Annotated in this window: 20 protein-coding genes; 8 read left to right on the top strand and 12 right to left on the bottom strand. The window is 61.9% G+C overall.

Translation table 11 applies throughout. The features are described from left to right. The first annotated feature begins 8 nt into the window (after window positions 1-8). Window positions 9-3,428 carry a non-ribosomal peptide synthetase gene (locus BLO97_RS29655; RefSeq protein ID WP_092349679.1) on the top strand — a complete coding sequence of 1,140 codons (3,420 nt, stop codon included), beginning with the start codon at window positions 9-11 and terminating at the stop codon, window positions 3,426-3,428. Between the two features lie 32 nt (window positions 3,429-3,460). Beyond that, a complete protein-coding gene (locus tag BLO97_RS29650; protein WP_092225595.1) occupies window positions 3,461-3,925 on the top strand; it encodes an SRPBCC family protein in 465 nt (154 codons plus the stop codon). A gap of 370 nt (window positions 3,926-4,295) precedes the next feature. Here the strand turns inward: BLO97_RS29650 and BLO97_RS29645 are convergent, their stop codons facing one another. Continuing rightward, window positions 4,296-6,176: a methyl-accepting chemotaxis protein gene (locus BLO97_RS29645; protein ID WP_092225597.1), complete on the bottom strand. Its 1,881-nt coding sequence runs from the start codon at window positions 6,174-6,176 to the stop codon at window positions 4,296-4,298. Window positions 6,177-6,429: 253 nt separating this feature from the next. On the opposite strand from BLO97_RS29645, the gene BLO97_RS29640 reads away from it, so the two are divergent. The 3 genes from BLO97_RS29640 (at window position 6,430) to BLO97_RS29630 (ending at window position 10,511) form a co-directional block, all read left to right on the top strand. Then, window positions 6,430-6,930 carry a sigma-70 family RNA polymerase sigma factor gene (locus BLO97_RS29640; RefSeq protein ID WP_014335956.1) on the top strand — a complete coding sequence of 167 codons (501 nt, stop codon included), beginning with the start codon at window positions 6,430-6,432 and terminating at the stop codon, window positions 6,928-6,930. Continuing rightward, complete coding sequence (locus BLO97_RS29635) at window positions 6,920-7,921, top strand: FecR domain-containing protein (RefSeq protein ID WP_092349676.1); 1,002 nt, start codon at window positions 6,920-6,922, stop codon at window positions 7,919-7,921. Before BLO97_RS29640 ends, BLO97_RS29635 begins: the two co-directional genes overlap by 11 nt. Window positions 7,922-8,006: 85 nt before the next feature. After that, on the top strand, window positions 8,007-10,511 hold the full coding sequence (locus BLO97_RS29630) for a TonB-dependent siderophore receptor (RefSeq protein WP_092349673.1): 2,505 nt from the start codon (window positions 8,007-8,009) through the stop codon (window positions 10,509-10,511). A 138-nt stretch (window positions 10,512-10,649) separates the two neighbouring features. On the opposite strand, the gene BLO97_RS29625 is transcribed toward BLO97_RS29630, so the two are convergent. Then, window positions 10,650-11,723 carry a fatty acid desaturase gene (locus tag BLO97_RS29625; RefSeq protein ID WP_092349670.1) on the bottom strand — a complete coding sequence of 358 codons (1,074 nt, stop codon included), beginning with the start codon at window positions 11,721-11,723 and terminating at the stop codon, window positions 10,650-10,652. Between the two features lie 100 nt (window positions 11,724-11,823). Between BLO97_RS29625 and BLO97_RS29620 the strand changes: the two genes are divergently transcribed. Further along, window positions 11,824-12,828, top strand: coding sequence for an AraC family transcriptional regulator (locus BLO97_RS29620; protein WP_092150234.1), 1,005 nt, complete (start codon window positions 11,824-11,826; stop codon window positions 12,826-12,828). A gap of 190 nt (window positions 12,829-13,018) precedes the next feature. Here the strand turns inward: BLO97_RS29620 and BLO97_RS29615 are convergent, their stop codons facing one another. Further along, entirely contained in the window at window positions 13,019-13,705 is a 687-nt protein-coding gene (locus BLO97_RS29615) for a Crp/Fnr family transcriptional regulator (RefSeq protein WP_092349667.1), read from the bottom strand. 88 nt (window positions 13,706-13,793) lie between these two features. On the opposite strand from BLO97_RS29615, the gene BLO97_RS29610 reads away from it, so the two are divergent. Continuing rightward, complete coding sequence (locus BLO97_RS29610; RefSeq protein WP_092349665.1) at window positions 13,794-14,318, top strand: Mpo1 family 2-hydroxy fatty acid dioxygenase; 525 nt, start codon at window positions 13,794-13,796, stop codon at window positions 14,316-14,318. A 60-nt stretch (window positions 14,319-14,378) separates the two neighbouring features. Here BLO97_RS29610 and BLO97_RS29605 read toward each other — a convergent pair whose 3' ends face one another. From BLO97_RS29605 to oscA, 8 genes are all read right to left on the bottom strand, one after another. Beyond that, complete coding sequence (locus BLO97_RS29605) at window positions 14,379-16,601, bottom strand: GMC oxidoreductase (protein WP_092349662.1); 2,223 nt, start codon at window positions 16,599-16,601, stop codon at window positions 14,379-14,381. Then, window positions 16,598-17,107, bottom strand: coding sequence for a hypothetical protein (locus BLO97_RS29600; RefSeq protein ID WP_063323499.1), 510 nt, complete (start codon window positions 17,105-17,107; stop codon window positions 16,598-16,600). The genes BLO97_RS29605 and BLO97_RS29600 overlap by 4 nt, the downstream gene beginning before the upstream one ends. Then, on the bottom strand, window positions 17,097-18,464 hold the full coding sequence (locus BLO97_RS29595) for a cytochrome C (protein WP_092349659.1): 1,368 nt from the start codon (window positions 18,462-18,464) through the stop codon (window positions 17,097-17,099). Before BLO97_RS29595 ends, BLO97_RS29600 begins: the two co-directional genes overlap by 11 nt. A 328-nt stretch (window positions 18,465-18,792) precedes the next feature. Then, on the bottom strand, window positions 18,793-19,782 hold the full coding sequence (locus BLO97_RS29590; protein WP_092349656.1) for a sulfate/molybdate ABC transporter ATP-binding protein: 990 nt from the start codon (window positions 19,780-19,782) through the stop codon (window positions 18,793-18,795). Between the two features lie 3 nt (window positions 19,783-19,785). Then, complete coding sequence (cysW, locus tag BLO97_RS29585; RefSeq protein ID WP_092349654.1) at window positions 19,786-20,655, bottom strand: sulfate ABC transporter permease subunit CysW; 870 nt, start codon at window positions 20,653-20,655, stop codon at window positions 19,786-19,788. A gap of 12 nt (window positions 20,656-20,667) precedes the next feature. Next, window positions 20,668-21,486 carry a sulfate ABC transporter permease subunit CysT gene (gene cysT / locus BLO97_RS29580; protein WP_013692011.1) on the bottom strand — a complete coding sequence of 273 codons (819 nt, stop codon included), beginning with the start codon at window positions 21,484-21,486 and terminating at the stop codon, window positions 20,668-20,670. A 203-nt stretch (window positions 21,487-21,689) separates the two neighbouring features. Beyond that, window positions 21,690-22,703, bottom strand: a complete 1,014-nt coding sequence (locus BLO97_RS29575) for a sulfate ABC transporter substrate-binding protein (RefSeq protein WP_092349652.1) — start codon at window positions 22,701-22,703, stop codon at window positions 21,690-21,692. A gap of 138 nt (window positions 22,704-22,841) precedes the next feature. Further along, window positions 22,842-23,024, bottom strand: a complete 183-nt coding sequence (gene oscA / locus BLO97_RS29570; RefSeq protein WP_003186967.1) for a sulfur starvation response protein OscA — start codon at window positions 23,022-23,024, stop codon at window positions 22,842-22,844. Window positions 23,025-23,505: 481 nt separating this feature from the next. On the opposite strand from oscA, the gene BLO97_RS29565 reads away from it, so the two are divergent. After that, window positions 23,506-23,889: a DUF6124 family protein gene (locus BLO97_RS29565; RefSeq protein ID WP_092225617.1), complete on the top strand. Its 384-nt coding sequence runs from the start codon at window positions 23,506-23,508 to the stop codon at window positions 23,887-23,889. 92 nt (window positions 23,890-23,981) lie between these two features. Here the strand turns inward: BLO97_RS29565 and BLO97_RS31755 are convergent, their stop codons facing one another. Next, window positions 23,982-24,146, bottom strand: coding sequence for a hypothetical protein (locus BLO97_RS31755; protein ID WP_175489872.1), 165 nt, complete (start codon window positions 24,144-24,146; stop codon window positions 23,982-23,984). Between the last annotated feature and the right edge of the window lie 252 nt (window positions 24,147-24,398).

Raw genomic sequence — 24,398 nt, 5'->3', positions numbered from 1 at the left:
ACCTTTCGATGAAACGCCTCGAAATTGCAGTGCCTGGTACCAGCCAGGCCATGGCCGAACTGGCCCGCGAACTGGAGCTGCACGGCCACGGCATCGTGGATCGGCAATCGCCGGCCAACCACGGTATGGTCGACTTGTTGATCGACGACGGTACGACACCGCGGGCCATTGAAGCCCGCTCATGCCTCCAGGTGCGCGTGGTGCTGCGCACGCTACCCGGCGAGGTATTGCCGCAACCGATGGTGATATTTCGCGACGGCGCGCAGCGGCTGTTGTGCCAGGAGGTGATTGCGCCGCAAAGCGATGGCAACGGTCAGTCCCTGCGGTTGCGTACCCTGGCGACAGTGGTCGAGACCGGCGCACGGCTGGTCAGCCAGTTATCCCGGGATGACACCTGCTTCGATCACTGGCCGACGGTGCACGCTGACACTGTCGAGCAGCCCCTGCTCGGGCTCGATGCGTTGGAGTCGCTGGCGTTCGAACACGGCCTCAATCGGCCACCAGTACCTTGGCTGCTCGCCGCCGCCGACATGCCGGTGATGCACAGCATTGAACAGCGCATGCTCGACGACGCGGCGCAACCAGCCCTGTGGGTCGATGGGCAATTCATCGACTACAAATCCTTGCGCCGCCTGGCGCTGGGGTTGCAACAGCCGATGTTGCAGAGGTTAAGCGGCGCGGCCAAGCGCCCCTTGGTGATCGGTGTCTGCCTGCCCAAGTCCGCGCACCTGTATGCGGCGATCCTGGCGGTGCTGGGCTGTGGGGCGGTGTACCTGCCGCTGGACCCGCAGCATCCGGCGCAACGTCGGCGCTTCATTCTGGAAAATGCCCAGGCGGACCTGCTGCTGCACGACGGCGACAGCGACCTGGGCGACCTGTCGGTGCCAACGCTGAATGTCCATCAACTGCCATCGCCCAAGCCAGGCATCCCAGCCTCGTTGATTCGCCGCACAGTGGACAGCGACGAACCGGCTGTGGCGATCTACACCTCTGGCACCACCGGCCAGCCCAAGGGCGTGTTGCTCAGCCACCGCAACCTCAGTCATTTCTGTGCCTGGTACGGCGACTACGTCGGGTTGCAGCGCGACAGCCGGGCGTTGCAGTTTTCCACCATCAACTTTGATGCGTCGCTGCTGGATATCCTGCCGACGTTCATCCACGGCGCCTTGCTGGTGGTGCCCAGCGAAGACCAGCGCCGCGATCCGCAGCAATTGGTCGCGTTGATTCACCAGCAGCACATCAGCCACGCCTTTCTGCCGCCTGCGCTGCTGAGCGTCATGCCCCTTGATGCACCGCTGGGCCTGGCGCACCTGATCACCGGTGGCGATGTCTGTGAACCGTTCGTAATCGAACAGCTCGCGCCACAATGCCAGTTCCACAACATCTACGGCCCGACCGAAACCACAGTGCTGGCGACCACACGACAGTTCGGCGTCGGCGACAACAACCGCAACCTCGGCGTGCCCATCGCCAATGGCCAGGTCTTGATCCTGGACGAACAGTTGCAGCCGGTTCCCCAAGGTGTGCCCGGCGAGCTGTACATCGCCGGCCCAGGCGTCGGGCTGGGTTATTTGAATGACCCGACACTGACCGCGACGCGCTACCTCGACCTGACACTGCCCACCGGGCAAGTGCTGCGGGTTTATCGCACGGGTGATATCGGCCAGTGGACCGACAACGGCATCGAACTGTGTGGCCGGCGCGATAACCAGGTGAAGATCCGCGGTTTTCGGGTCGAGCCCGAGGAGATCGAACACTGCCTGCGTGATAGCCAGTTGTTTCGCCAAGTGGCAGTGGGGGTCGATGAACGGCGGCGAATCCTGGCGTTCCTGGTTCATCCCGAGCACTCCGGCGACGCCCTCCAGGCGTTGCGCGATCACGTGCAGAACAGCTTGCCCAGCTACATGCACCCGGCCGCCTACGTCGAACTGCCGAGCCTGCCGTACACCAGCAACGGCAAGGTCGATCGCCGGGCCTTGCTCACCATGGCGGTGCAGGTGCAGGTCGATGGCCAACGCCGCCAGCCACAGAACGCCCTGGAGACGCAATTGCAGCAACTGTGGGCAGAGCTGCTTGAACTACCCGTCGAGGACATCGCCACCGACGAAAGCTTCTTCAACCTCGGCGGGCATTCGATCCTGCTGTCGCGACTGTTGTTGAGCATCCGCCAGGTGTTCGGCCGCAGCCTGTCGATCAACCGCTTTATCGAAGCGCCGACGCTGATGACCTTGGCCAAGTTGCTGGACGATCCTGATCAAAACAGTGCCTCGATCCTCAGCCCCCAAGCCTTCATCGATGCCGAGGCCGAACTCAACCTCGATCCGCTGCCCATCAGCCAATGCGGCGATGTGCACAAAGTGGTGGTGACTGGCGCCAACAGCTTTCTCGGCGTGCACATCGTCGAGGCACTGCTGGCCTGGGGCGCCACCGAAGTCGCGTGCCTGGTGCGTGCGAGCGCTGAACAAAGCGCGGCCGAGCGCTTCTCCCAGGCCCTGCGGGACAATCACCTGACCCACCTGGACCTGGACCGCGTCAGTGTGTACGCCGCCGACATCACCCAACCGCAATTGGGCCTGCCAGACGACGTCTACACCCGCATAGACCGCACCTTCGGCGCGCTGGTGCACAACGCCGCCCACGTCAACCATGTGCTCGACTACGAGTCCCTGGCGCAGGACAACGTGGAGCCGATCTTCGAGTGCCTGCGCCTGTGTGAAGGGCGCAGCAAGAAGATCTTCAACTTCGTCTCCACGCTGTCCGCCTCCAGTGCCCTGGATGCTGACGGCCAGGTGCTGGAACAGCCGGCCGCCGAGACGCCGCCGATCTACATCAAGAACGGCTACAACCTGTCCAAATGGGTCGGCGAACGGATCCTGCAGCGGGCTCGTGATCGCGGGGTGTGGGTCAACCTGTTCCGCCCCGGCAACATCAGTTTCAACAGCCTGACCGGGGTCTGCCAGCCCCACAAGAATCGCTTGATGCTGATGCTCAAGGGCTCGATCCAGCTCGGCCAGGTGCCAGACCTGTCACTCAATTTCGACCTGATGCCGGTGGATTTCCTGGCCCGCTTCATCGCGTTCCACGCCAGCCGTTACCAGCCGACGCAAGCGGTGTTCAACCTGCACAACCCACAGCCTTTGAGCTGGGACGCTTATGTCGCCTCGTTTCGCGACAGCGGCCGGGAGTTTTCGTTGGTCAGCGTCGCCGAGTGGCAACGGCAATTGGCGCGGGTCGATGCCGACAACGCGTTGTTTGGCGTGCTGGGCTTCTACCTCAACGGCTTCGAGGAGGACATCGGCGACATCTCGCTGATCAGCCACGACAACGCCCGCGCCGGCGTGCGGCAGATGGGCGCCAGCTACCCGGAAAAATCCCCGGCCCTGCTGCGGCGCGGCGCCGAGTACCTCAAGGCCATCGACTTCATCTGAAACACCCTCAACCCAAAGCAAGGAGCAAGACCATGAGTGCATTTCAACCCGACACCCTGATCAAAAACCCCCAAGCCTGCCAGGTCGAAACCTCGGTGGAGGTCACGGCCGACGCGGCACGCGTCTGGAACGTGGTAGGTGATTTTGGCGGATTCAACCATTTCATTCCGGCACTGGAACACATCGAAATGACCGGCGAGGGCGTGAGGTCCCTGCGCAAGAAATTCTTCCGCGATGGGCAGAACCTGGTGGTGGAACAGCTCAACAGCCGTGACGACCAGGCCATGCACATGACCTGGACGCTGATCTACAACACCCTGGGCATCGACAACCTGTGGGCGGCCATGCGCGTCGAACCCCTGGCGGACAACCGCTGCCGCGCCACCTGGACCATCATCGCCGACCACACCGACGCCCACACGCCGTCGGGCTTCAGGGATTTCCTCCAAGGCTTCGCCGATGAGGCGATGGGGAATGTGCAGGAGATGTTCGCCTAAGGCACAGCCCTTCCCCGATGTGGGGCTAATGCTGTTCACTCAAGGCAATCGACAAACCCCGTGGCGAGGGAGCTTGCTCCCGCTGGGCCGCGAAGCGGCCCCAAAACCTGCCAAATGCGGAGCATCAGACACACCGCACCCGCCGGTTTACGACTGCTTCGCAGCCGAGCGGGAGCAAGCTCCCTCGCCACAGGGATTGGGTTGGCTTGAGGTTCAAGCATTGGGCTGAGCGGCCTGTGCTGCATTGAAGATCGCCATCGCGAGCAAGCTCGCTCCCACATTGAGTTGCAGTGAACCCAGGATCCAGGCTCACCGCCAATCCCCTGTGGGAGCTTGCTCGCGATGGCAGTGGCTCGACTTGCGACTGGGGTCAGATCTTGAAGCTGTCCACCAGTTGCTTCAGTCGATTGGCCTGTTGGGACAAGGCATCGCAATCCTTCAGGGTTTCATTGAGGTTGGCCACGCTTTGCTGGTTCAGCAGGTTGATGTGGCTGACGTCCATGTTGAGGGTTTCAACGACAGCGGTCTGTTCTTCGGTCGCAGCGGCTACCGACTGGTTCATGCCGTCGATCTCACCGATACGCTGCGTCACGCTGACCAGTCGCAGGCCGGCCTGGTTGGCCACTTCCACGCTTTCTTCGCTGGACGTCTGGCTGGCGTTCATCGTGGTTACCGCTTCACGGGAGCCGACTTGAAGCGAGGTAATCATCTTGTGGATTTCTTCCGCCGACTCCTGGGTGCGGTGCGCCAGGTTGCGCACTTCATCGGCCACCACCGCAAAACCACGGCCGGCTTCACCGGCACGGGCCGCTTCGATGGCCGCGTTCAGGGCCAGCAGGTTGGTTTGCTGGGAGATGCCCTTGATCACGTCCAAGATGTGGCCGATGTTGTCGGTGCTGGCGTTCAGGGTTTCGATCTGGGTGCAGGAAAGGCTGATCTTCTGCGACAGCTCGGTCATGGCCTGGATGGTTTTTTCCACCACTTGGCGACCGTCATCGGCCTGTTCGCTGGCACCGCTGGCATGTTGCGAGGCATCGGCGGCATTGCGGGCGATTTCCTGGGTCGCAGCCCCCAACTGGTTGATGGCCGCGGCCACGCTGTTGGTGCGAGCGCTCTGCTCATCCGAGCCGACAAGCGACGCATTGGACGAGGTCATCACCCGCTGCGACAAGTCATGCACCTGACGGGTGGCGGAAGACACTTCCGAGATCGACGCGTGAATCCGCTCCACGAACTGGTTGAACGAACCACCCAGCACTGCGAACTCATCCTTGCCCTGCACCACCAGGCGCCGGGTCAGATCGCCTTCGCCCTGGGCGATGTCCTGCATGGCGCGACCCATGGTGGTCAACGGGCGCATCAATACCTGGATCAACAGGCTCAGCAGCAACGCAATGGCCGCCACCGCGACAAACATCGCAATCAGCGCAGACGTACGGAACTGGCTCAACGGCGCGTAGGCCTTGGCCTTGTCGATCGACAGGCCGATGTACCACTCGGCGTTCGGCAAGCCAGTCACTGGAGTAAACGAAAGGATACGGTCCTGCCCGTTCAGCTCAACGTCCTGGATACCCTTGCCAATGCGCACCGGGGTCCCGGGGTAGATGTCCTTGAGGTTCTTCATCACCTGGTCTTTGTCCGGGCTGACGATCACCTGACCGTCGCCGCTGACCAGGAACGCATGGCCGATACCACCGAAGTCCACGGAGTTGATGATCTTCACCAGGGTTTCCAGGCTCAGGTCGCCGCCCACCACACCGAGCAGTTCGCCGTTGTGCTTCACCGGCAGGGCAACGGTCACCACCAGGCCACCTACCGCCGCCAGGTAAGGCGGGGTCAGCATGGTTTTATCAGCGGTCACCGCCTGTTTGTACCAGGGGCGCTGACGCGGGTCGTAGCCGTCAGGCATTTTGGCGTCCGGACGTTGGGTGAAGACACCGTTGGCCTGGCCGACATAAGTGAACTGGAAGTTCGAGGTCAGCGCTGGCTGATCGACCAGCCCTGGCAGATCGGCAGTAGCGCCCTGGTGCGCGATGTTTTGCGCCAGGTTTTCCAGCACCAATATCCGGCCACTCATCCAGTTCTGGATGCTGCTGGCCGTCAGGTCGCCGGATTGCTCGATGGACGACTCAAGGCTGCTGCCGATGGTGTTGCGCTGCAAATAATCGTTGTAGAGCGTGAACAGGGCAAAAGCCAGGACCACCACACCAGAGGCGGCAAGAAGGATTTTGTGGCTGAACTTTAGATTCATTGATGAGGCTTCTTAGGCAAGGAGTGGGGGTGCATTCCAGATTTGCAACGGTCCATGTAACAGTGCGAGCGGTTATCAATCCGCTCCACTTTGGTGCACACGTACAAGTCTGTCGGCAAACCTGTACAAATAATTAGGGATACGAAGAAATAGCCGACGGGAGGACACAGCGGGCGAACGGTGGTTGCAAATTCGCCGACGGCTGATGACAATGCGACCTATTATCATTTGTAACATCCAGGCCGTTGCGTCCATGTCATCTCCCGAGTTTGCAGTACAGGCGCTCTACAGCCGGCATCACGGCTGGCTCAATACGTGGCTGCGCACCCGGCTGGGCAATGCCGCCGATGCGGCGGACCTGGCCCAGGACACCTTCGTGCGCCTGTTGCAGCGTAGCGAACGCCTGGAACTTCGAGCTCCACGCGCCTTTTTGCGCACCATCGCCCAAGGCCTGGTGATCGACCATTGGCGGCGAGAAGAAATCGAACGTGCCTACCTGCAAACCATAGCTCACTTGCCGGAAGCCGAAACCCCTGGCGCTGAAGCCCAGGCCCTGATCCTGGAACTGCTTGAAGCCATTGCCAGGATGCTCGAAGGCCTCAAGCCGAAAGTGCGCAGGGCCTTTCTGTTGGCCCAGTGCGAAGGCCTGACGTACAAGCAGATCGCCGAACAGATGGGCATCTCGTTGCGCTCGGTGGAGCGCTACGTCGCCGATGCGCTGTACCACTGCTATGTGCTGCGTTATGAAAGCTGAGCCGGCGGAGCACTTGCAGAGCCGCCGCAACGGCCCGTCGCAACAGGTGGTCAGGCAGGCGATCAACTGGCTGCTGCGCCTGCGCAATCACACCGCTCACCCGACCCTGCGCCAACAGTGCGACACCTGGCGCGCCGCCCACCCGGAACACGAACTGGCCTGGCAACGGGTGCAATCGCTGCACAGCGAATTGACCTCCAACCTGCGGGCGGTGCCCGCTGCCCACATCGCCCTCGACACCTTGGAAAACAGTGCCCAGCGCCTCAGTCGTCGCCAGGCCCTGAAGTTGCTGTCGGGCATCGCCGTGGTGAGCGGCGCGGCTTGGCTGGGCAAGGACCTGGGCTGGCAACCGTGGAGCGCTGACTTCGCCACCGCCACCGGTGAACGCCGAGGTTTCCAGTTGCCGGACGGCACGCGACTCGAGCTCAATACCCACAGCGCCGCCGACCTGGACTTCAGCGCCCGGCAGCGCCTGATTACCCTGGCCCGCGGCGAAATCATGGTCACCTGTGGTCGCGACCCGGGGCGGCCGCTGCTGGTGAAAAGCAGGCATGGCCTGTTCGAAGGGCTGGAGGGGCGCTTCGTGGTGCGCCAGGACAGCGACTGCACGCGCTTGAGCGTCACCAACGGGCAAGTCGTCATCCGTCCGCACCCCAACAGCGATGGCAGGCCCATTCAGGTCGAGGCCGGGCAAAGCTATCTGATCACTGCATCGACAGCGGCCCTCGCACCGCCGCTGGACATGGACGCAGGCGCCTGGGCCGACGGGTTGATCGTCACGCGCAACATGCGCCTGGAAGACTTCCTCAATGAAGTAGGACGCTACCGCCCGGGTTATATGAACTGCGCAGCGTCGGTTGCCGACCTGCGCTTGTCGGGGGTTTTCCGTTTGGAGGACACCGACAAACTGCTCGCCGTCCTGCCACGCATGCTCCCCGTACAGATCCGTTATCGAACCCGTTGGTGGATCACGGTGCAGCGCCTGGCTTGATTTTTTTTGGCGGGTTTCAGGCCGGCGTCCGGCTAGGACAGTAAGCAACCCTTATCTGCCTTCGGCGACTCCTACGGAACCTACAATGACTGAGCGCGTACCTCTCAAGAACCCCTTCGGCTTCTCTGCGCAACCGGGCCTGCTGCGCCAGGCGATCCATGCCGCGCTGTTCTCCACGGCGCTGGGGGTCAGCGTCGTGCCGATGCTCGCGGTGGCCGCACAAAACGGCGTGACCGCCAGCCGTCAGAGCTACAACATTGCCCCGGGCCCATTGAGCGATGTGCTGAACCAGTTCGCCCGCCAGGCCGGGATCACCCTGGCAAGCACCCCGGCGCAAACCGGTGGCGTCCAGTCCCCGGGGCTCAAGGGCGAGTACTCGCCGGACCAGGCCCTGAGCCAGTTGCTCAGCGGCTCGGGACTGGTTGCCGTCAGCCAGGATGGCAGCAGCTACGTGCTGCAGACCGAGACCGCTGGCAGCACACTGGAATTGCCGACCACCGACATCAAGGGCTTCGCCTTGGGTAACGCCCTGGGCAGCATGGAAGGCTACAACGCCACCCACAGCCAGGTCGCCACCAAGACCAGCACCGCCCTGCGCGAAACCTCCCAGAGCGTGTCGGTGGTCACCCGCGAACAAATGGACGACCAGGGCGCGCAAACCGTGTCCCAGGCCATGCGCTACACCCCCGGCGTGCTGACCAACCCCTACGGCGCGACCCACCGCTACGACTACGTGGCGATGCGCGGCTTCAACGACGGCTCGGTGGATAACATCTACCTCGACGGCCTCAAGTCCATGGGCGACAGCGGCACCTACAGCTCCATGCAGGTCGATCCGTACTTCCTGGAGCGGGTCGACATTCTCAAGGGCCCGTCCTCGGTACTCTACGGCCGCAGTTCACCGGGTGGCCTGGTGGCGCTGACCAGCAAGAAGCCGCAGTACGAGGCCTATCACCAGATCCAGGCCACGGTCGGCACCCAGGGCCAACGCGGCATGGGCTTCGACTTCACCGGCCCCGTGGATGACGACAAACGCATCACCTATCGCCTGATCGGCCTGGCGGACACCTCCGACACCCAGTTCGACCACAACAAGGAAAAGCGCTTCGCCCTCGCGCCGACAGTGAACATCGACTTCAGCGAGGACACCTCGCTGACCCTGCAAGCCTACCTGCAGCATGACCCCGACGGCGGCTACCACGGCGGCATGCCGGCCGATGGCACCTTGCATCAGCGCAACGGTCGACGGATTTCCGAGCACTTCTTCGAAGGCGAACCCGGCATCGACCGCTATGAGCGTGACCAGCAGTCGTTCGGCTACCAATTTGAACACCGTTTCAACGACGTCTTCACCGCCCGGCAGAACTTCCGTTACCTGGATTCCGAGGTCAAGAACGATCAGGTCTATGCCTACGACTGGACCACGCCCACCAGCAACGAGCTGAACCGCTACTACACCGGCGCCGAAGAAAAGCTTCATTCCTTCATCGTCGACAACATGCTGCAAGCCGAATTCTTCACTGGCGCCACCAAGCACACCGTGCTGATGGGGGCCGACTATCAGCGGCGCAAAACCGTGGTCGACTGGACCAGCGGCAGCCTGGCGCCAATCAACGCCTTTGACCCGGTCTACGGCAACTCGGCCATCACTGGTCGCTATGACACCAGCTACCTGCGACGCCTGGAGCAGACCGGCGTCTACCTGCAAGACCTGATCGAAATGGACAAGTGGCGCTTCTCCCTCGGCCTGCGCCAGGACTGGGTTCAAACCTCGGATGAGAACCGCATCGCTGAATTTGAACGCCCGGAAGGCACCGAGATCAACGACAAACGCACCAAGCTCACTGGCCGTGCCGGAGCGCTGTACCTGTTCGACAATGGCCTGGCGCCGTACATCAGCTACTCCGAGTCGTTCAACCCGAACTCCTATGCCGACAGCGCCGGCAACCCACTGCCGCCCACCGATGGCAAGCAATGGGAACTGGGCCTGAAGTATCAGCCGCCGGGCACTGACGACCTGTACACAGCCTCGCTGTTCCGCATCGACCAGGAAAACCTGGCGACCAAACTGCCCCAGGACAGCTTCTACCGCGCCGTTGGGGCCGTGCGCTCCCAGGGCCTTGAGCTGGAAGCGCATCTGCAGTTGACCGAACAATTCAAAGTGCTGGGCAGTTACACCTTCACCGACATCGAATACTCGAAATCGATGGTCAGCACCCTCAGCACGCCCACCGACATCATCGAAAACAAGGGCAACTCCCCGACCCAGGCCCCGCGCCACATGGCCTCGGTCTGGGCGGACTACAAGTTCGACAGCGGCACCCTCGATGGCCTGCGCCTGGGCGGCGGCGTGCGGTATGTCGGCTACAGCTGGGCCGATGCGGAGAACACCATGAAGGTGCCGTCCTACACGTTGTTCGATGCCTCGGTGGGGTACGACCTGGGCAAGGTCGGCTTGAAGGGCGTGGACGTGCGCCTGAACGCGAACAACCTGACCAACGAAAGCTACGTCGCTTCGTGCGCCAGCCTGAGCTTTTGCTACATGGGCGAAGAGCGCAATGTGGCGGCGACGGTGAGTTACCAGTTCTAACTGCAACCCATTCCCTGTGGCGAGGGAGCTTGCCCCCGCTGGACGCGAAGCGGCCCGTTTTTTGGGGCTGCTGCGCAGCCCAGCGGGAGCAAGCTCCCTCGCCACAGGTTCTGTTCTGGCCCTTCGGATAGGTTAGCCTCAAACCCGAACCGTATTACCTTCTTCCCGCACCACCCCCTCCTGGCGCACAAACCGATTCGCCCGCCCGAACGTGCCGAAGTCATTGAACCGCACGCCCATCTCCCGCATCACCTTGTGCGCCACCGGCACCGTCAGTTGACGAATGTAGAACGGCTCCTTCACCACGAAGTGATGAATGCCATGGCTGCTGCCGAAGTTGAAGCAGAACGCCTGCAACGGCCACAACCACCAGGGATTGAGCACTTGGGTTTGCTGGATGACGTTGCCCGACTCGATATCGCCGTAGTAGTGCATGTTCGAACTGACGAAATGCAGGCAAAAGGTGCGCAACACGTTCGGCCCGATGATCACCACCGCGGCGATGTCGATCACCTGCATCGTCGCCAGCGTGGTAGCCGACCAGTCAATTGAAGTGCCCAGCAGACCGGCGATGCCGTTGGCCCCATGAAAACCGAGAAACACATACCAGGCGCCCCAATGCAACAACGCCAGCGGGAAATACACCTTCAGCGTGCGCTTGAGAATGCTGCGCTTGTGCGCCCAGGTCCTGGCTCGCAGCAGGCGGATGAACGCCGACATCACGTTATCGCCGACCATCAGCAACCGCGCCAGCCCCCAGGGTTCGCCGTTGGTGATGGCCCGCTCCTCCATGTCGGCTTCGCTGCCGGACACCTTGTGATGGTTGAGGTGCAGGTGACGACGGATCCACGGATTGATCGTGCTCGGCCGCGCCAGCCAGACCAACCCCATCATCAGGTTGTGGGGCAGGCGCTGCTTGCGAAAATACATGCTGTGGATCAGGTCATGTTCCAGCTCGTGGGTCAGCGACGCGAAGAACGCGTTGAGCAACAGGCACGCCCACCCGGCCAGGTAACCGTTGATGTAGAGCAGCGCCGAACCGATCATCCCAGCCAGGGCCAGCGCCAGGATGCCCGCGCCCAACGCGTCCTGGTGGCGCAGGATCGGATAGCGCCGACGCAACTCCTCGCCCCGGGCCAATACAACCTGGCGAATATGGGCTGATCGCTGTTGTGCATTCAATCGCTCGGGGCTTGCGCAAGTGCCGTGCATGGCTTACATCCTCTGTTAGAGATGTGCTCATCCTGCCGGGCGTTGTCCCCTGGGGTGGTAGCCGTAAACGCCAACCTGTTGACCGCACGCGCCAATCGTCATGACTGAACCGACTTCCCTCGCCAGCTGGACCCGCGCCCTGCGCAAACAGCTCGATGCGCTGGGCCTGGACAGCCATGTCTTGTGCGTGGAAGCCGGCCTCGACCCGCAATGGATGGACGACCCGAACGCCCGTTACCCGCTCTCGGCCACCACCCGTCTGTGGGCATTGGCTGTGCAGGCCAGCGGCGACCCGGCCATCGGCCTGCGGGTCTCGCGTTTCGTCAGCCCCACCACCTTTCATGCGCTGGGTTATGCCCTGGTGGCCAGCGGCAGCCTGCGGGAAGTGTTCGAGCGGATCGTACGCTATCACCCGGTGGTCAGCGATGCGCTAACCCTCCAGCTGATCCGCGCAGAGGACCGTTATCGCTTTAGCCTCGAGGTGCCGCCGGACCGACCGGCGCCAGCCTTCGAGGCCATCGACGCGTTCGCGGCGATTTACGTGCGCACCTGTCGCAACCGCCTCGGCCGTGATTACGCACCACTGGCGGTGTATCTGCGGCGCCCGGAACCGGCGGACCCCAGCCCCTGGCACAAAGTGTTCCGCTCGCCGGTGCATTTCGGCGCCGCGCAGGATTGCCTGGAGTTCAACCTCACCGATTTCGACAGCCACCTGGACGACGCCAACCCGGAACTGGCCGAACACAATGAAACAGTGCTCGAACGCACCCTCGCACAGCTCAAGCCACTGACCTGGGAACGCAAGGTACGCGCGGCCATCGAGGCCCAACTGCCCGAAGGTGAGCCCAGCGCCGAACGCATCGCCCAGGCCATGCACCTGAGCCTGCGCAGCCTGCAACGGCACCTGGCCGACGAAGGCTGCCGCTTCGACGCACTGCTCAACGAGTGCCGGGAGAATCTGGCGCTGCTGCACCTGCGGGATCCGAATTGCTCGCTGAGCGAAGTCAGCTACCTGTTGGGTTTTGCCGATGCCAGCAGCTTCAGCCGCGCCTTCAAGCGCTGGACCGGGATGACGCCGGGGCAGTTTCGGGATGGGTTGCGCTAGGGATTTGGATTGGCTGGGCGGGCGATGACTTTCGCCCAGACAAGCCCCTGTGGCGAGGGAGCTTGCTCCCGCTCGGCTGTGCAGCAGTCGCAAAACCGGCCAATGCGATCCGCCTGCCTATAGACATGCCAAGGGCCTGCTGCGCAGGCCAGCGGGAGCAAGCTCCCTCGCCACGGGGGCCAGGTCGGTTTCAGATCGTGGTCAACCCGCGCAATCGCTCGATGTCGAGGATTTCGATCTCGCCATAACCGAGGTGGAGAATGCCCTGGGCCTGCAAGTCCTTGAGGATCTGGTTGGTGGTCTGGCGTGACAGCGCGAGCATCAATGCCAGTTGCTCCTGGGGCAGTTGCAAGATTCGGCGCGGCGGTTCGATTTCGCCGTAGCCTTCGGCGATCATCAGCAGGCGGTGGGCCACCCGGGCAGGGGCGGGCATCAGGCTCAGATGTTCGAGGTTGATGAAGGTCAGGCGCAGTTTGTGGCTCATCAACAATGCCAGATGCCGCCAGTAGATCGGCTGCGCTTGCAGGAAGGCCAGCAATGGCGCCTGCGGCACGTGCAGCAGCGTACCTTGACCGACCACCACCGCATCATGAGTGCGCGGCTGGCCATCGAACAGGCAGATTTCACCGAACCAGTGGGGCGCCTCGATCATACTCAGCAGTGCCTCCTTGCCCTGTTCGTTCACCGCACCGACGCGCACCGCGCCTTCCAGCACGGCATACAGCCCGCACGGCGGATCGCCACGCTTGAACAGCCCATGGCCCGGCGGCAGGCGGCGCTCGCGGGCCATATCCAGCAGGCTATTCTGTAACTCAACGGGCAAGTGGCTGTACCAGTGGCCGGCCATCAGTTGTGAGTGCCAGGGATGCGAATTCATGGAAACTCCGGGACAAGTGTCGGCTAACTGACAGAGCGTCGTGCAAGACCTGATGCATCATGCGGGCATCACCCCAGGAGGAACAACAATGAAAAGCCTCGTCGACCATCTTGGTCAATACGCCACCTATCACCGCGATCCTCGCAACATCGCCACTCATTTCGTTGGCATTCCGCTGATCTTCGTCGCCGTTGCCGTGCTGCTGTCACGGCCCGGTTGGCCGCTGGGCGCGATCCTGATTTCTCCGGCATTGCTGGTGGCCGTGGCCAGTGCTTGGTTCTACCTACGCCTGGAAGTGCGCCTGGGTGTGCTGATGACGGTGCTGCTGGGCCTGGCGCTATGGCTGGGTCAGACACTGGCCGCGCAAAGCACGGCGGTGTGGTTGAGCAGTGGCGTGGGGATGTTCGTGGTGGGTTGGGTGATCCAGTTTGTCGGCCACTATTACGAAGGCCGCAAACCGGCGTTTGTCGACGACCTCACCGGGCTGATTGTCGGGCCGCTGTTTGTGGTGGTGGAAGCGGGTTTCCTGCTGGGGCTTCGCGGCGAATTGAAGCAGGCCATCGAGGAGCGCGCCGGGCCGGTGACGTTGCGCAACCAGCGTTCGGCCGCCTGAAAACACCCCTCTGTGGGAGCGAGCTTGCTCCCACAGGAGTTGGGCCTTACCGCTCAGGCACTACAGGGCGCCGAATTCGATCCGCACCGTCAGCGCACCGGTGTTATCGCTCAAGCCTGCTCCGTATTGCCCGGTCAGGTCATCGTTGATGCACAGTTGCAGCTCGCCTTGCTCGCTGGCAGGAACCTGCCCCAGATCCCCCACCAGGAACGGCTTGCCACCATCGCCCACGCGACCGATCAAGGCACCTTCGGCGGCACCGGGCAAGGCATAGCTGCTGTAGTCGATGTGCCTCGAACCACCATTTCCATCGACATTTCCACCCTGCGGACTGGCACACCATAGCCCACTGACGTAGCGAACCAAACGCGGAACCAACCCGTTGACCTTCACGCCAGTGCCCTGCCAGGCGATGTTGGATTGGACCTGCATCGTCACCGCCTTCAGGTCGTTGGCCACAGTGTCCCCGGCCTGGAACGACAACGCCGCGATCGTCAGGCTCGGGTTCGAGGTGCCGGTACTGGGGAAGACACCATCGCCTACCAGGAACAGGTTCTTGTGGTCCCAACTGCGCTGGTACTTGTCCACCACCGACTTGGCCGGATCATCACCCATGCGGTAGGTGCCCATCAGGTGCCCGGCGCCCTGGAAGGTGTAATCCTCTTCTTTGTACCTGAATTTCCCTTGGCCAATAGGTGCCGTCAGTTCCACAGCGCCGAGCAGGTCCTTGATGATGTGGCTCGCCAATATCTTCGCCTGCCTGAAACCTTCCTTGGTGTAATCGGACAGGTCGTAGTGGATTTCCGGCCGAAGAATGCCAAGCCCGTCCGTGAGCTTGTCCGTCGAAGGCACGATGTAGCTCTTGGACTGGTCGGGATCCTTCTCCACCTGCTCCACCAAAAAGCCGATCCGAAACTGGCGGATGAACAGGTCGTTGAGCCGTTGAATCAGGGCCGTGCCGTAAAGTGCTTCAGTGGGCGGCGGCGGGTTCTCTTTCGATGGCAACGGGTTGGTGCTGCTTTTGTTCTTGCCATCGATAAAATCGGCCACGGTGATGTAAGGGTCGCCCACCGGCCAGTTCCAGCCCTCGTTGCCGATTTCGATACGCCACGCCGCTCGCTGGCTGCGAAAGTCGCCGTCACGCAGGCTCTCGATGCCCGCCGTGGACACCGGTCCCCGGTACGGGAACACCGTCTTGCCTTCCGGCATCAGCCCCCACGCCAGGTAAATCGGATGGTCGGACAGGCTGCGTCCGACCTGGCCGCTGCTATTGGCCACGCCATCGGGCCAGGCCGGGGTCTTGGAGTTGAGCAACAATTTGGGAGTTTCGATGGCATGGGCCGCGATCACGTAACGCTGCCCAATGGCCACGCCGGTGCCCGTCTTCGGTCCCTCGCCAAGCTGGTATTGAATGAATTCGACGCCATTGATGTTCTTGTCCGGGCCCACGGTCACTTTGCTGGCCACGGTCCGGTACATGACTCGGACCTTGCCGGTGGCCAGGGCCTTGTTCAGGGTCACGGTGGCGTCGTACTTGGCCTGGATCGGGCAGATCGGCGTGCAGTTGGTATTGCCGGCACACACCCGGCGCCCGGCATAGGGCTGGGAGTTGCGTCCGGCCGGGGTCGGGCTGACCACCAGCGGCAAGCCGTCGAAGTTCTTGCCGGTCACGGCTGTGACGAAACTGCCATCGACCAACGACAACGGGATGCTGTGCATCGGGAATGAATAGCCCTCGGGGAACGTCATGCCCAGGTAGGCCTGGTCGGCGACATTGGCCGACACCCCGATTTCCGCCTCGGCCCGGCAATAGGCGCTTTGCAGGTCGTCGTAGCCGATCGGCCAATCCACCCCGACGCCGTACTTGCTCTTCAGGCGGAAATCGTTCGGCACCATGCGCAGGCAGGTCCCGACCCAGTGCCAGGTCGTGCCGCCGCCCACCCGTTCATAAGTACTGTTGAAGGGCAGTGGGCCTTTCTGCACCAGATAGCTGACTTGCGGCTTGTCCCAGCCAAGGATCAGGTCGGCGATGGTCGCCCGCGGGGCATTTTCCTTGCTCGGGTCACGCGGCGTGTCCAGGGTCGACACTGGCGGATAGGGCGACTCCGGGGTCTTCAGGGTGGCGGTGTAGAAACGCTCCAGGTATTGCGCACGGTTGGCCGGGATCTCCGGACCCGATTCGAGCACCAACACATCCACGCCGGCCATGCCCAACTGATAAGCGATGATGCTGCCGGCCAACCCCGCGCCAACGATGATCACCTCGGCTTGTTCGGTACTCATGACGAGGCTCCTTGTGTGTTGGCAGGCACGCCGGTGTAGTCCTCAAGGCTCGGTGGCGTGGTGTTCCAATAGCCGAAAAACATCTCGCTGTAGCCCATGGGGTGGGCCTGGGCGATTTTCCAGGCCCAGCTCTGGATGTAAGCCTGGTCGGACACCACCGTCGAGTCGGTCGACTTGTAGTTGCCAGTGGCATAGGGCTGATACCAGACTCCCAGCAACCACAGTTTCATGATCGAACGCGCAGCTTGGGCCGCTTGCGTGACAGCCGGTCGCGATCCATCCATCAGCACCGCTTTGGCGATCTGGTCGGGGGGCACATTGTCCGCTGCCAGCGTGGCGTATTGAGTCAGCAACGTATTGAGCACCTCAGGGGTGATACGCGGGGTGATGAACGCGAGAAAAATCGGTGGCAAACCCACCTGGTCGATCGCCGGTGCCAGCCGATCCGTGGGAATGCCGGTCAGGGCCGATGACAGGCCTACAAAGTTGTCCAGATCACTGCTCATGGTTGACTCCTTGTCCGCCAGTGGACTGTGCGCGTTCGAGCAAATAGGTGAAATCCGCGAAGCTGGTACGCGGCGACTCGGTGACATGGGTGGCCGCATTGCCATGGCAAGCCATGCAACTGGAAGACGCCTGGGGCACGGTGCCCTGGATGTAGGTCTCCAGCGTGGCGTTGGCCAGGAACAAGGGGGCAGGGCTGCCCAGCGGGTTGGCGGCCGATATCTGGCAGTTCGGTGACGGGGCCGACGGCCACTGGGTGCTGATCAATTGATAGTTCGCCCAGACGCTCTTCGGGTTCACCGTACGCAACAGGCCTTGATACGTAGCATTCAGTTTTTTGGTGGCCTCGGTGAGCGGCACGTCGCGCACGATCTGCGAGGGCGTCGCCTTGACCGCCGGGTTCCATGGCCGTGGCGGCGGCTGGTTGATGTCGCTGTTGCTGGCAGCGTTGTAGAACAGATAAGGCCCCGTGCGCTGGGCCACAGGCGTGGTTTTTTCCGGCACGTTTTTCACATGCTCAAAGGTTGACCAGACCCATTGCGCCGCACTGGCGGTCTTATGGACCATGTGCAATCCCACCAACCCGACCGGCTCGGACACGCACGACTCTCCGACAATCGGCCCATGGCTCGGGTCGTTGTTGCCCGGCGTGTAGACCAGCGCATCGACGGTGTGAAAGTCCTGCCGGTTGTCGTTGGGGCCCAGCACTTTCCATGACGCCTTCACCATCACCGCGCCGACCTGTTTGGTCTCGGTGGAACCACAACTGAACGCCACGGTATTGGTCGGCTTCGCGGCGAAGAACTTCTGCTGGCCTTCGATGCTGTACAGACCGTTGTCGACGATGCCGTTGAACATCGATTGGTTGACCACGATTTCGTTGCGCGTGTAGGTGCCGTTCTGGTCCACCAGCGGGCCGCTCTCGAAGGGCTGGATAAATTCATCCAGCACATCGGGTACCTTGCCCATTTGCTGCAACAGGCGACCGGGCTTGAGCGACTTGCACGCTTCAGGCAGGGTCGCCGGGGCATTCCAGGGCAGCGGCGCCTGGCCCTTGGCGCGGAAAATCTGGTAGCTCTCTTTCCAGCTCTCCCACACGGTGGCGCCATCCTGCTTGCCGATGGGCGTGCCGGTATTCGGATCACCGTTGTCCAGCGCCGGCCAGTTCAGGGCAATGAAGGTTTGCCACGACAGCTCATCGAAATTGGCTTGCAGGCTGACCAGTGAAACGGGCTTGGTCACCGTGACATCGAAGGGTATCTGGGGGGACAACGAGGGGGCGGCGCTGGCGGCCGGAGCCAGCAACACGCCTAACAATGCACAGCCAAGCGGGCCATGCCGACTGACTTCCACTCTCATGTTTTCTCTCCTTGGCATCAGGGCACCAGGAGAGATAACACCGGTCCGTCATGGACTCTCACTTGCCTCCTGGCCTGTCAGAGTCTAGGTAGGGTTTGGGCGGGGAAAAGGCGTTGGCGTAGAACCAATCGAAGCAAGGTTGGGTGGAGTTATTCAGATTCTGACCGGGGGCAGTGAGGACGCCATCGCGAGCAAGCTCGATCCCATGGATTGGCTTGAAGCTGATCAAAAGCGGAACGCGGAGCGTCCCTGGCGGCATTCCCACGCAGGAGCGTGGGAACGATCGAACCGCCAATCCCCTGTGGAAGCGGGCTTGCTCGCGATGCTTTCAGAGGTTGGCGACTTTCTGCCAGACCTTCGGCTTGAAGAACAGCGTCTCGCCCTTCGCCAGGCCCACCAGACTGTCGTGGTCCTTCACCACTTCCGCTTCGATCAGCTCACTTTGGCCTTCCACCTTCAGGGTCACCCGAGTGGTGGCGCCGAGCGGACGGATGTCGCGCACTTCGGCGGCGTGGTGGTCTTCCAGCTCCGAGCGCGACAGCGAAACTTCGTGAGGGCGGAACAGCACATGCCGGTCCTCACCCAAGTGCAGGCGGTTCGAGTCGCCGAGGAAGTGATACACAAAGTCGCTGGCCGGGTTTTCGTAGACATCCCCCGGCGAGCCGATCTGCTCGATCACGCCCTTGTTCATCACCACGATCCGGTCGGCGACTTCCATGGCTTCTTCCTGGTCGTGGGTCACGAACACCGAGGTCAGGTTGATGTCCTCGTGCAGCCGCGCCAGCCAGCGGCGCAGCTCCTTGCGGACCTTGGCGTCGAGTGCACCGAAGGGTTCGTCCAGCAGCAACACCTTGGGCTCCACCGCCAATGCGCGGGCCAGGGCGATACGCTGGCGCTGGCCGCCGGACAGTTGCTCAGGGTAACGATCGGCGAGCCAATCCAGCTGCACCATGTTCAGCAGCTCATGGACCTTGGTCGCGATCTGGCTTTCGTTCGGACGTTGCTGCTTGGGCTTCATGCGCAAGCCAAAGGCGACGTTGTCGAACACCGTCATGTGGCGAAACAACGCGTAGTGCTGAAACACGAAACCGACGTTGCGGTCACGCACGTCGTGGCCGGACACGTCCTCGCCGTGGAACACGATGTTGCCCTGGTCCGGGGTTTCGAGGCCGGCGATGATCCGCAGCAACGTGGTCTTGCCGCAACCCGACGGCCCCAGCAGCGCCACCAATTCACCGCTCTGGATGTCCAGGCTGATCTCGTCCAGGGCCCTGAACGCGTTGAAATTCTTACTGACGTTACGGACTTCGATCGACATGACTTATTCCTCCGCGGCGCTGGCGCGCAGGCGGTTGATTCGGTTTTCGCTCCACTGCTTGAGCAGCAGGATGAAGAGCGCCAGGATCAGCAACAGGCTCGCCACAGCGAACGCGGCCACGTGGTTGTATTCGTTGTAGAGGATCTCGACGTGCAGCGGCAGGGTGTTGGTCACCCCGCGAATGTGCCCGGATACCACCGACACCGCGCCGAACTCGCCCATGGCGCGGGCGGTACACAGCACCACACCATAAATCAGGCCCCACTTGATGTTCGGCACGGTGACATGCCAGAACATCTGCCAGCCATTGGCACCGAGCAGGCGCGCGGCCTCTTCTTCCTGGGTGCCCTGCTCCTGCATCAGAGGAATCAGCTCCCGGGCCACGAACGGCACGGTGACAAAAATCGTCGCCAGCACGATGCCCGGCAGCGCGAACACAATCTGGATGTCGTGATCCGACAGCCACGGACCGAACAGGCCCTGGGCGCCAAACATCAGCACATACACCAGGCCCGCGATCACCGGCGACACCGAAAACGGCAGGTCGATCAGCGTCACCAGCATGCTCTTGCCACGGAATGAATACTTGCTCACGCACCACGCGGCACTGACACCGAACACCAGGTTCAGCGGCACCGAAATCAGCACGGCGATCACCGTGAGCTTCAGCGCCGACAACGCGTCGGGTTCGAAGATCGCGGTGAAGAACGCCCCCAACCCGAGCTTCAGGCCCTGGGACACCACGATGAACAGCGGCAGCAGCAAAAACAGCGCAAAAATCAGCCAGCCAAGGCCGATCAGGATCCGCCGCGACGCCGCACTGCCACGGCGGGCAGCGTTGCTGGAGGCCGCGGAAATAGACGATTGGGACATGTTCGCGCCTCCTTATGGGGTTTCGATGCGCCGCTGCAGCAGGTTGATCAGCAGCAACAGGACGAAGGAAACCACCAGCATCAGCACGCCGATGGAGGTGGCGCCGGTGTAGTCGTATTGGTCGAGCTTGACCATGATCAGCAGCGGCAGGATCTCGGTTTTCATCGGCATGTTGCCGGCGATGAAAATCACCGAACCGTACTCGCCCACGCCACGGGCAAAGGCCAGGGCGAAACCGGTCAACCAGGCCGGCAACAACGCCGGCACGAGGATGTGGCGGAACACCTGCCATGGCTTGGCGCCGAGGCAGGCGGCGGCTTCTTCGACTTCACGGGGAATATCGGCCAGCACTGGCTGCACCGTGCGCACCACGAACGGCAGCGTCACGAACGTCAGCGCCAGGGTGATGCCCAGCGGGGTGTAGGCGATCTTGAACCCCAGGTCGGTGGCGAACTGGCCCACCAGACCGGTCGGCGCGTACAACGCCGTCAAGGCAATACCGGCCACGGCAGTGGGCAGGGCGAACGGCAGGTCGATCATCGCGTCGATGATCTTGCGGCCGGGGAAGGTGTAGCGCACCAGCACCCAGGCCAGCAGCGTGCCGATCACGCCGTTGATGATCGCGGCGTACAGCGCGGTGCCGAAACTGAGTTTCAAGGCCGCCAGCACCCGCGGTGCCGAAATGATCGCCCAGAACTGTTCCCAGGTGAGTTGGGCGGCATGCACGAACATCGCCGCCAGGGGTATGAGCACAATCAGACTGAGGTACACCAGGGTGTAGCCCAGCGTCAGCCCGAAGCCGGGTATGACGGGGGATATGCGACGCGACATAGAAGTCCTTGGTTGAACGCACGAAACTGTGGCGAGGGGATTTATCCCCGTTGGGCTGCGCAGCAGCCCCAAGCCGTTATCGACAGTCAGATTTTAGGGCCGCTGCGCGCCCCAGCGGGGATAAATCCCCTCGCCACAGGTTATGAGTGCGGCTTTATCTTTGGTAACTGACTGACATTAGGTTCGTTTAAGCGTGTTTCAGCTTACTGCGCCTGATAGATCTGGTCGAACACGCCGCCATCATTGAAGAATTTCGGTTGCGCGGTTTTCCAGCCGCCGAAGTCCTTGTCGATGGTCACCAGGTCCAGTTTCGGAAACTGGCGCGAGTACTTGGCGGCGACGTCCTTGTCACGTGGACGATAGAAGTTCTTCGCGGCGATTTCCTGGCCGGCCGGGCTGTACAAGTGCTTGAGGTAGGCTTTGGCGATCTCGGCGTTGCCTTTTTTCTCGGCGTTCTTGTCCACCACCGCCACCGGCGGTTCGGCAAGGATCGACAGCGACGGCACGACGATGTCGAACTTGTCGGCGCCGCCATCTTCCTTCAGTGCCAGGAAGGCTTCGTTTTCCCAGGCCAGCAACACGTCGCCCTGACCGTTGTTGACGAAGGTAATCGTCGAGCCACGGGCGCCGGTGTCGAGGATCGGCACGTGCTTGAACAGCGCTTGCACGTATTCCTTGGCCTTGGCTTCGTCACCGCCATTGGCCTTCAGGCCGTAGGCCCAGGCCGCGAGGAAGTTCCAGCGAGCACCGCCTGAGGTCTTCGGGTTCGGGGTGATGACCGACACGTCATTCTTGATCAGGTCGCCCCAATCCTTGATGCCCTTGGGGTTGCCCTTGCGCACCAGGAACACGATGGTGGACGTGTAGGGCGTGCTGGCTTCCGGCAGGCGTGTTTGCCAGTCCGCCGGCAGGGACTTGCCCAGCTTGGCGATTTCATCGATATCGCCGGCCAGGGCCAGGGTCACCACGTCGGCCCGCAGACCGTCGATCACCGCCCGGCCCTGCTTGCCCGAACCACCGTGGGATTGCTGGATCTTCACGCTGTCGTCCGGGTGCGCTTTCTTCCAGAAACTGGCGAATTCGGCGTTGTAATCCTGGTAAAGCTCACGCGTCGGGTCGTAGGACACATTGAGCAACTCGTAATCCTTGGCGACGGCGGAACCTGCAAAAACAGCACTGGCCAGGGCGGCCAGGGCATAACGACGAATGGACGACATGGTGAAAGCTCCTGGAATTCTGGTTTTCTTATGGCTTCTGGAAATTCGTTTGGCTTATAGAAAAGATCGCAGCCTTCGCCAGCCCCTACACTCAGCCCCCCGTAGGCACTGCCGAAGGCTGCGATCTTTTGTCTTTCTTCAAGACGGCTTATGACTCGGTTGCTGCAAGCGGAATTTTTCCTTGCGTTCGATCTGGACCACCTGCGCGTTGTGCACGGTGATTTCCACTGCCCCAAAGCGTAGATCGCGCAACGCGCTCTGGATCTCGCGCAAGATGGTTGCTTCGTCCTGGCCGTCAACGCTACGTAGAGATGCGCTCATGCTGCTGCTCCTTTGAATGAATGCCTGGCAGTGGGCGGCACTGCTTGCGGCGTGGGAGCAATACTAGATAAGCGCGGATATTCTTAAAAAGACTATTTAAGAATTTTTATATAACCAAAATTACAGAAAGTAGCCGGCGTCCTACGGCAGGGGAGCTTGGGAGGCCTTTCCCTGCTAACGCCTGGGATATTTCCTTCAAAACGCTGAGCTGTTCATGAACTAGGCAGCGCTCCATGCCGCGGCTAACCTCTGTTCGTCATCGCAAAAAACGGTGACACGGACGTGCAAGTCCGGACTGGTACGCAATTGGTTATGGCTATTGACCGAGCATTTTTTTATGCTCGCGTCCGTTATGGCAATTGTGCGTGGGAGGCCTTCGGGTCTGCCGGCGGTACCGGACCGGTCTTGCACACCTACGTACAGTTGCCACCTCTTCGAATGCAAGCGAAAGGATGTCGACCTCAACTCTGGTACATAGAATATGGTCAAGCCTTCACCGAATCCTCCGCAAAGCGGCCACAAATCCCGCGTCCAAGCGCAGGAAGAAAAAAAGCTCGATGACGCCGCCACCCGCGCCCTCGACTACTACCTCAACCCCAAGCCCGCCTCACCGCCCGGACCCGACAAAAACCAACTTTTCATCGTGTCCCCCCACATAGACACCGAAACCCTGCTCGCCAACGCCTCCGAAGACCTGCTCTCCATCAGCACCATCGCCGCCGACCTGGCCGACGACGTCGACGACTCACGCCGCTGCGTCGCCCTGGCGATCAGTCGCATGGCCGATGGGGTGCAGTTGTTGGTCGAGCGGGCGTTGGATCATTTGGAAACCAAGGAGATGGCGGCGTCTGGGGCCAAGGGGTAGCACATAGCTTGGATGCAAGCTGAACCGACGCCTTCGCGAGCAAGCCCGCTCCCACAGGGGAAACGCGGTCTCACCCAGAGCCAGGTCGGCTACTAGGCCGCCTCGCGGTGGACGTTGATCTCGGGCGCCCCGTTAACCACGATGGCCGAACGCAGGCATTGCGTAGTGGGCACCTCGGCATGGATGCCGAGGTAGCCGCGCTGGGCCATGGATGGCCCTTCGCGGCGGCCCACGGAGCAATGCCGGAGAGAGGGCATGCCGAGCCTAGGCGAGGCACCGAGTGGTGGGGCAAAAGCGTTTTGCTTACTTTTGACTGGGCCGGCTTCCGGGCTTCTCAAAAGTGAGCCGCCGTCAGGGCGGAACCCTAAGTGGCCGTTACCGCAGCAACGGATATGTACCCGATCAACACCAATACCACTGACGATCAAGCAATGACCGGCGCACAGTGCCAATCCAACTGCGCCGCCGCCACGGGCCGGCCAAACCAGTAGCCCTGCCCCAGCTCACAC

This window comes from Pseudomonas sp. NFACC05-1 (assembly GCF_900100135.1).
GTDB lineage: Bacteria > Pseudomonadota > Gammaproteobacteria > Pseudomonadales > Pseudomonadaceae > Aquipseudomonas > Aquipseudomonas fluorescens_Q.
The sequence above is the reverse complement of the archived record's forward strand: the minus strand, read 5'-3'. Positions and strand labels throughout refer to the sequence as shown.

Bases quoted from the DNA above. Each gene is read 5' to 3' on its own strand.
- BLO97_RS29655 (WP_092349679.1), top strand. From the start codon at position 9: ATGAAACGCCTCGAAATTGCAGTGCCTGGTACCAGCCAGGCCATGGCC.
- BLO97_RS29650 (WP_092225595.1), top strand. From the start codon at position 3,461: ATGAGTGCATTTCAACCCGACACCCTGATCAAAAACCCCCAAGCCTGC.
- BLO97_RS29645 (WP_092225597.1), bottom strand. From the start codon at position 6,176: ATGAATCTAAAGTTCAGCCACAAAATCCTTCTTGCCGCCTCTGGTGTG.
- BLO97_RS29640 (WP_014335956.1), top strand. From the start codon at position 6,430: ATGTCATCTCCCGAGTTTGCAGTACAGGCGCTCTACAGCCGGCATCAC.
- BLO97_RS29635 (WP_092349676.1), top strand. From the start codon at position 6,920: ATGAAAGCTGAGCCGGCGGAGCACTTGCAGAGCCGCCGCAACGGCCCG.
- BLO97_RS29630 (WP_092349673.1), top strand. From the start codon at position 8,007: ATGACTGAGCGCGTACCTCTCAAGAACCCCTTCGGCTTCTCTGCGCAA.
- BLO97_RS29625 (WP_092349670.1), bottom strand. From the start codon at position 11,723: ATGCACGGCACTTGCGCAAGCCCCGAGCGATTGAATGCACAACAGCGA.
- BLO97_RS29620 (WP_092150234.1), top strand. From the start codon at position 11,824: ATGACTGAACCGACTTCCCTCGCCAGCTGGACCCGCGCCCTGCGCAAA.
- BLO97_RS29615 (WP_092349667.1), bottom strand. From the start codon at position 13,705: ATGAATTCGCATCCCTGGCACTCACAACTGATGGCCGGCCACTGGTAC.
- BLO97_RS29610 (WP_092349665.1), top strand. From the start codon at position 13,794: ATGAAAAGCCTCGTCGACCATCTTGGTCAATACGCCACCTATCACCGC.
- BLO97_RS29605 (WP_092349662.1), bottom strand. From the start codon at position 16,601: ATGAGTACCGAACAAGCCGAGGTGATCATCGTTGGCGCGGGGTTGGCC.
- BLO97_RS29600 (WP_063323499.1), bottom strand. From the start codon at position 17,107: ATGAGCAGTGATCTGGACAACTTTGTAGGCCTGTCATCGGCCCTGACC.
- BLO97_RS29595 (WP_092349659.1), bottom strand. From the start codon at position 18,464: ATGAGAGTGGAAGTCAGTCGGCATGGCCCGCTTGGCTGTGCATTGTTA.
- BLO97_RS29590 (WP_092349656.1), bottom strand. From the start codon at position 19,782: ATGTCGATCGAAGTCCGTAACGTCAGTAAGAATTTCAACGCGTTCAGG.
- cysW (WP_092349654.1), bottom strand. From the start codon at position 20,655: ATGTCCCAATCGTCTATTTCCGCGGCCTCCAGCAACGCTGCCCGCCGT.
- cysT (WP_013692011.1), bottom strand. From the start codon at position 21,486: ATGTCGCGTCGCATATCCCCCGTCATACCCGGCTTCGGGCTGACGCTG.
- BLO97_RS29575 (WP_092349652.1), bottom strand. From the start codon at position 22,703: ATGTCGTCCATTCGTCGTTATGCCCTGGCCGCCCTGGCCAGTGCTGTT.
- oscA (WP_003186967.1), bottom strand. From the start codon at position 23,024: ATGAGCGCATCTCTACGTAGCGTTGACGGCCAGGACGAAGCAACCATC.
- BLO97_RS29565 (WP_092225617.1), top strand. From the start codon at position 23,506: ATGGTCAAGCCTTCACCGAATCCTCCGCAAAGCGGCCACAAATCCCGC.
- BLO97_RS31755 (WP_175489872.1), bottom strand. From the start codon at position 24,146: ATGCCCTCTCTCCGGCATTGCTCCGTGGGCCGCCGCGAAGGGCCATCC.